At 30.6% G+C, this 7299-nt stretch carries 6 protein-coding genes; all 6 read right to left on the bottom strand.

Annotated elements, in window-relative coordinates; translation table 11 throughout:
* Positions 1-347: 347 nt before the first annotated feature.
* Genes BO48_RS14360 through BO48_RS14335 form a run of 6 tightly spaced genes read right to left on the bottom strand, consistent with a single transcriptional unit; the run spans position 348 to position 7278 of the window.
* Positions 348-1595 carry an oligosaccharide flippase family protein gene (locus BO48_RS14360; RefSeq protein ID WP_496368450.1) on the bottom strand — a complete coding sequence of 416 codons (1248 nt, stop codon included), beginning with the start codon at positions 1593-1595 and terminating at the stop codon, positions 348-350.
* Positions 1596-1625: 30 nt separating this feature from the next.
* A complete protein-coding gene (locus tag BO48_RS14355) occupies positions 1626-2774 on the bottom strand; it encodes a glycosyltransferase family 4 protein (protein ID WP_496368448.1) in 1149 nt (382 codons plus the stop codon).
* On the bottom strand, positions 2771-3901 hold the full coding sequence (wecB, locus tag BO48_RS14350; protein WP_496368446.1) for a non-hydrolyzing UDP-N-acetylglucosamine 2-epimerase: 1131 nt from the start codon (positions 3899-3901) through the stop codon (positions 2771-2773). Before wecB ends, BO48_RS14355 begins: the two co-directional genes overlap by 4 nt.
* A 2-nt stretch (positions 3902-3903) precedes the next feature.
* Positions 3904-5013 carry a capsular polysaccharide biosynthesis protein CapF gene (locus tag BO48_RS14345; protein ID WP_496368445.1) on the bottom strand — a complete coding sequence of 370 codons (1110 nt, stop codon included), beginning with the start codon at positions 5011-5013 and terminating at the stop codon, positions 3904-3906.
* Positions 5010-6032, bottom strand: coding sequence for a polysaccharide biosynthesis protein (locus tag BO48_RS14340; RefSeq protein ID WP_496368443.1), 1023 nt, complete (start codon positions 6030-6032; stop codon positions 5010-5012). Before BO48_RS14340 ends, BO48_RS14345 begins: the two co-directional genes overlap by 4 nt.
* Positions 6025-7278, bottom strand: a complete 1254-nt coding sequence (locus tag BO48_RS14335; RefSeq protein WP_496368442.1) for a glycosyltransferase family 4 protein — start codon at positions 7276-7278, stop codon at positions 6025-6027. Before BO48_RS14335 ends, BO48_RS14340 begins: the two co-directional genes overlap by 8 nt.
* Between the last annotated feature and the right edge of the window lie 21 nt (positions 7279-7299).

Here is a 7299-nt window from a genome sequence, read left to right as displayed (position 1 = left end):
AGTGCACCGCCGTCGTTTGAGAGTTTGATCTTGCGATTGAAATCCAATGAGATTTGCGATAAAGTAGCCATTATAAGAACCCTTTCTTTTGGTTATTTTGTGGTGATTTAACCTTATCAGAAATGGGTTCTTTTTTCACTTTTCAAGTGAATGGGCATTCGCTTGAAAAGCCAATGAAACCGGCGTTAATTGCCTGTTAGTATTTTTCTATGAATAATTCAGGTTAAAGTATAAATTACAATGGTATAAGTTTTTGAAAAGTGCATTTAAATGAGATAACAATAATAAATTATAAAGGTTAAAAGATTACAAATATTAATAATAATTAAGTTTGCAAATTTATAACCTTATATTTTTAGCTTAATAATTCTATTGACTACTATTAGCGAAAACAAAAAGCGAGTAATATAGCCTATCATTAGAGAAATAACTCCTCCATAGATTCCAAAAATAGGTATGAATATGATTGAAAAAATTAAAGTAGCCACCATAGTAATTAGAAATAATGGAATTTGTACTTTAAATTTTCTTGTTGCTTGTATCCCTGCATGTAAGAAACCAGACATATACCAAAATGATGCAGTAATCATTGACAAAGATAAGAGATTTTTATAACCCGAAAATTCCTCACTAAATAAGATTCTTAAAATGATATCTCCAAATATCGACGATATTAAAATTCCTAACAAACTAATTGCAATAGCTAAAATCATAAGTCGTCTTAAAAACATCACATATTTTTTTAGATCATATACATAATATTTAGATAGCCTTGGAATAACAACATTTGACATCGCTGAAATAAAAACTTGACCAATTATCATAATATATGTCACACCAGTATAAATACCAAGTTCACTTGAACTATAGAATGTTGATATAAAATAACGAGGTATATTTGTGTTCAAAGAATCGAGCGTACCTGAAATCCCAAGAGGAATAGCTATTAAAAATAATGTTTTAAACTTATTTTTGTTAATTCCCCCTTTTACTAAATATACATTAAATACCTTTTTTAATTTTTTAAAATCATACAAAAGGAGTATTATCATCCAACTAGTTAATTGAAATGTAATACTGAGAATTAAATTTTCTGATAGTAAAAATACGATTAAAAAAACTACAATTGTCAATATTGATCTCATAATTTTTGAGATTGCAGCATATTGCATCGTCTCCATCTGAAAAAACTTTCCATAACTAATATCACTTAATGATTCAACCCATTTAACTAATGATATTAGTATGATGATTAATTTACTTTCAGTACTTACGTTTAGTATTGCTAGTAGAAGTATAATTAATATGACAGCTATAGATGAAGTAAAAAGTCTAAACATTAAATAGTTGGAAAAACTCATCTCTTCTTTTAAATCAGTTGATAAGACCACTCTAAGATTCATAGAAAAAAAGAGAAATACAGGCGCACTAATAGCTAGACCCAACGAATACATACCAACTAATTCTACACTACCTAATTTAGCTAGTATTGAAATTATAAACAATTGACTGAAAGAAAAAAGTATACTTGAAAATAAAGTCCAAGAAAAATTTTTTTTAAACGATAATGCATTTGAATTCAAATCGAAATTCACACCTTCTACGAAGGAAACAGAAATAAATCATCAAAAGTCAAATAGTTTTTGATAATTCTCTCTCTCTCTCTGAATATTTGAAGTATTTTTACCGAAAGCGAAAGATTCTTTAGAATATTCTACATACTCTTCTTGGTTCATTTGAACTGCTTCATTTAGAACTTCTATAAATTTTTCTTCTCTATCTAAAGAAATATCCCAACCGACTTTTTTTTCTTGTAATCTCCTCCAAGGGGTTTCATCACTAATTATTAATGGACACGCTCCTATTAAAGATTCAGAAATTACATGACCATAATTTTCACCAAGGGTCGGAAAGAAGAAAAAATGATTTTCATGAAAAATACTCATAATTTTATTTCTTTTAGCTAATCCATGGTACTTTACAGATATATTCTGCGGTAACCTAGCAATTATTTCTTTGCACTTCTTCCAATAATTATTGTCTTCTATAGGGCCGTAAATATTAAAAAGCACATTCCCTTTTATAGACGATAAAAGCTGTAAGGCAAAAATTAAATTTTTCTTTTGATGGATACGAGAAATATATACTAATTTTACATAATTCGGTTCTTTATTAAGTTTTTTCGAGTAGTTTAGTTGAGAGTAATCCGGAGTTAAGTTATTGGCTAAGATCACCTCTGATTTGTAACCCATTTTTTTTTCAATATGTTCTTTTTCAGAAATTGCAGTGGCATGCCATACTATATTTTTATAAAAATTAAATGGTTTTGTTATATTCACGTATAGATTTTTCTTATATCTCTTAAGATTAAATGCTCCTGGAGAAAATTCCCCCCTCGGTGCAATTACTATTCTTTTCTGCTTAAGCTTTTTAGATTTTAATATAATCAAAGGTAAAATACTAAATTTAAATGAAAAAAAACTATTGAGATATATGATATCCACGTCTAAATCATGTATAATATTTTTGATTTTTGACAATGAATACTTCTCTGAGTTAATATAAAAGACATTTGCAGAACCAACTTTGTTCCAACCATCGATGGTTATATTTGGGAATGCGGTGCTATCACCCAAATCTCTATCCCCAGTAATAATATAAATTTCTAATTCAGAATTAAAGTTCTCGACAATATTTTTAATTGATTGAATAGGTCCGCCACCTTTTATACTTGGTAAATAATATCCTGTAATGATTAACATTTTTTTAGTCACTTGTATTCTCTCCAAACTTTACGGTTTATATAATCAGTATATGAGAGTATTAAACTCACTATTTTTTGAGACACATCTGTAACATTATAATCATAAACGATATTTTGATTAATATTGCCGTTTTTTTCAAGGACCTCAAGACCTTGCATTATTCTTTCCTTATTTAAACCAACCATTATAGTAACTGTATTTTCCATCGCTTCTGGTCTTTCATGTGCGTCTCTAATATTTAATGCCTTTAATCCCAAAATAGATGATTCTTCATTAATCGTGCCACTATCACTAAGTACAGCTTTAGCACTTTTTTGTAATTTAATATAATTATTAAAACCTAAAGGTTTCATAGTTCTAATTAATGAGTTAAATTTAATACCCTTTTCTTCTATCATCTTTTTGGTCCTTGGATGAGTACTAATTATTATAGGCATACCATATCGTTCAGCTATAGTGTTTAAGCTTTCCACTAATCCGTTAAAATTCTTTTCAGAGTTTATATTTTCTTCTCTATGCGCAGAAACAACAAAGTATTCATTTTTTTTTAGGTTGAGTTCTTCTACAATATCCGACTTATCAATATCATCTTTTCTTGAATTTATAACCTCAAGCATCGGACTACCGATTTTAATTATTTGATCTGACGGAAAACCTTCTCTAAGTAAATATTCTCTGGCAATTGAACTATATGTAAGGTTAATATCAGAAATATGATCTACAATTTTCCTATTGGTTTCCTCAGGCACTCTCTGATCAAAGCATCTATTCCCAGCTTCCATATGGAAAATTGGAATTTTCTTTCTTTTAGCGGCTATTGCACATAAACAACTATTTGTATCTCCTAATACAAGGAATGCATCTGGTTTTACTTCATCCATAATTGGGTCTACTTTAATAAGGATATTTCCGATGGTCTCTACAGCCGTACCTGTGGCTGCATTAAGAAAATAATCTGGTTTTCTTAAATTAAAATCATTAAAAAACACTTCATTTAACTCATAATCATAGTTCTGACCAGTATGTACAAGAACATGTTCTATTGCTTCAGACTCTTCAAGACGATTTATAACTGCAGATAACCTGATTATCTCCGGTCTTGTTCCGACAACAGTCATGACTTTTAATTTTTTCATAATCAAACCTCCTCAAAATAAGTATCCGGATTTTCAGGATCAAAAATTTCATTTACCCACATCACGGTTACCATATCAGTATTGCCTAAATTCTCAATGTTATGAGTGTAGCCTACTGGTATATCTACAACCTCAAGTTTTTCACCACTTATATGATATTCAATCACTTCATTATCATTTATTTTTCTAAATCGTATTACACCAGTGCCACTGACAACTAAAAACTTTTCATTTTTAGTATGATGCCAATGATTACCTTTTGTTATACCTGGTTTAGATACATTAACAGAAACCTGACCCCTATCCGGAGTTTTTAAAAATTCTGTAAATGATCCTCTATCATCTATATTCATTTTTAGGTCATAGCTAAAATCTTTTTTAGGTAAATAACTTAAATATGTACTATATAAACTTTTAGTAAAAGGATCATCCATATCAGGCACTGAACGACTGTTTCTGCTCTCTTTAAAGTCGTGAAGTAGCTTGACAATTTCACCTAGTTTTACCTGGTGTTTATTATCTACATCACAGTATGAATCCACTGCATTTTCATTACCTTCCAGTGCAGCTTTGAATTCTTCAATAACGTTATCAATATAAACAAGATTAAGCTGTGCTGTCTCATCATTCACTTCAATAGGAAGATTGTTTGCTATGTTATGACAGAAGGTAGCAACCACACTATTATAGTTAGGTTTGCACCATTTACCAAAAACATTAGGCAGTTTATAAACTAATACTTTATTGCCTGTTTTCTCTTCATATTTAAATGTAATTTCTTCTGCTGCTTTTTTGCTGTTGCCATATGGATTATCTTTTTCAGACTGAATAGATGATGTCACTAATACTGGAGCTTTACTTTGATGTTTTTCTAAAGTGTCGAATAGTTTCTGAGTGAAATCTTGATTGCCTGTTATAAATTCTTGTTTCTTTTTGGGTCTATTCACTCCAGCAAGGTGATACACAAAATCAGCTTTCTTACAATATTCATTCATTATATCGTTTTCTGTATCTCTTGTTATCTCAAGTATTTCATGATTAGTAGTATGTTTTAAATCAGCAATTAAGTTTTTTCCGATGAAACCTTGGGCTCCAGTAATTAGTATATTCATCTTTGATTCCATCCTTTCAATTCTTCTTGAACATAATTCAATGCTAGTAATTTGTCTTTTATCTCTTCTATATTTAACCTCACTGTATTATGTGAGTTGTATTCTTCTTCAGTAGATAGTTCTTTATCACCTTCTACAAAATACTTATCATAGTTTAAATCTCTAGCATCAGCAGGAACTTTATAAAAATTCCCCATATCTTTGGCGACTATATGTTCTTCTCGAGTGAGTAATGTTTCATAGAGTTTCTCACCATGTCTTGTACCGATGATTTTAATTTCATTATTGGCTCCAAAAAGTTCTTTAATCGCCTGTGCTAAATCTTTAATAGTTGATGCTGGGGACTTTTGTACCATGATATCGCCAGCTGAAGCATTTTTAAAAGCAAAAATTACTAACTCTACAGCTTCTTCCAAACTCATAAGAAACCTCGTCATTTCTGGATCTGTAACAGTAATATCTTGCCCTTTTTTTAGTTGATCTATGAAAAGCGGTATGACTGAACCTCTGGATGCCATAACGTTTCCATATCTTGTGCCACAAACTAAAGTTCTATTTGAATCTACTGTTTTTGACTTAGCAACAAAAACCTTTTCCATCATCGCTTTTGAAATGCCCATAGCATTTATTGGATAAGCAGCTTTATCGGTTGATAGACATATCACTTTTTCCACACCACATTCTACAGAGGCATCTAATACATTTTCAGTACCAACGACGTTAGTCTTAACTGCTTCCATCGGGAAGAATTCACATGAAGGGACTTGTTTCAATGCAGCGGCATGGAATACATAATCAACTCCATACATGGCGTTTTTAACACTATCTTTATCTCTTACATCACCTATATAAAATCTTATCTTTTCATTTTTATATTTTTTTCGCATATCATCTTGCTTTTTTTCATCTCGAGAAAATATTCTGATTTCTTTTATATCAGTTTCTAAAAATCTATCCAAAACAGCATTACCAAAAGAGCCTGTTCCCCCTGTAATTAGTAAGCTTTTATTTTTAAACATACTTTTTCTCCTTCTCATTATTTAATCGAGATTTTTTTAACACCTCTATTATTTTAGAAGTTGCTTCTGGTCTGGAAAAATTATTTACAACAAAGTGCCGACTATTATCTTGGTGTTCTCTTACTTTATCCCGATTATTATAATAATATTCAATAGCTTCAGCTAATTTTTCTGAGTCGTCAGGAGGTAAAGAAATACCGCATTCCCCTTCTCTCACGAATGAGCTTAATTCGCTATCTTGATCAAAACATGAAATCATGGCCTGACCAGCTGCCATAATACTCCATGTTTTACTAGGAAAACCGTTATTAGAGGTCCCTTTCCTTCCTACTACTACACCTATATCACCTAAACTATAAGCATAGTGTGCCTTTTCTAAAGGCACTAAGGGATGCAGACTAACGGTATTATTTAAATTTGACTTTTCAATATATTGTTCAATGTGATTTTTCCTTACGCCGTTACCTAAAATCACAATCTTTAGATCTTTTAAGTGATTAAGTTTCTTAGCTGCATCAACTAAAATTTCAACATTTTGAGGAAGCCCTAAATTACCACAATAGGTGATAATAAAATCACTTCTTTTAATTTCCAAATCATCAAATAAAAAGTTATTCTCTTTGTTGATTGGTATAAATTTATCAGTATCTATCCAATTGTATACCACGTCAATTTTATTATCTTTTACATTCATTTTAGTATGGCTTTTCTTGAATTTTTCTGAAATTGTTATAATATGATTGCTTCCCTTTGAAGAGATTTTTTCAAATAATTTTGCTGAGTTAAACAGAATATTTTTTTTAATACCCTTTGCTGCTACTCCAGTACTTATCAACGATTCCGAAACTATATCCTGTTCCCAATAAACAACAGGGAGCCTTTTTATTTTACCTGCGACAATTGCTAAAGGTCCTAGGAATGGAGGCATAGAATGACTCATGATGACACCTGCATCTTTAATTTTTCTCGCTTTATTGAACATTCCCAAAGAAATTGATAATAACCTCAAAGCTCTTAAAAATATTGTCTTTTCCCCAAACGGTGAACTAACTCTATGTATAACTAACTTACCATTATATTTTTCTTCTCTTTTAAGATTTTTATATTTTTTTTTAATTTGTTCATTCGCTCTATGGGGCGCTGGAGCAATCACTTCTACAATGTCACCATTTTTTATTAAATCATCTACCAAGTTTAAAGCTAAATGAGTGCCTCCAGAAATTTCTGGTGCATAGCTTGGTCTCATCATTATAACCTTCATGTTTTC

This window comes from Lacicoccus kunmingensis DSM 17847 (genome assembly GCF_059568765.1).
Note: the sequence above shows the minus strand (reverse complement) of the source record. Positions and strands in the feature narration are given on the sequence as shown.

Excerpts from the sequence above, each read along its gene's own strand:
- wecB (WP_496368446.1), bottom strand. The coding sequence starts at position 3,901 with ATGAAAAAATTAAAAGTCATGACTGTTGTCGGAACAAGACCGGAGATA.
- BO48_RS14345 (WP_496368445.1), bottom strand. The coding sequence starts at position 5,013 with ATGAATATACTAATTACTGGAGCCCAAGGTTTCATCGGAAAAAACTTA.
- BO48_RS14340 (WP_496368443.1), bottom strand. The coding sequence starts at position 6,032 with ATGTTTAAAAATAAAAGCTTACTAATTACAGGGGGAACAGGCTCTTTT.
- BO48_RS14335 (WP_496368442.1), bottom strand. The coding sequence starts at position 7,278 with ATGAGACCAAGCTATGCACCAGAAATTTCTGGAGGCACTCATTTAGCT.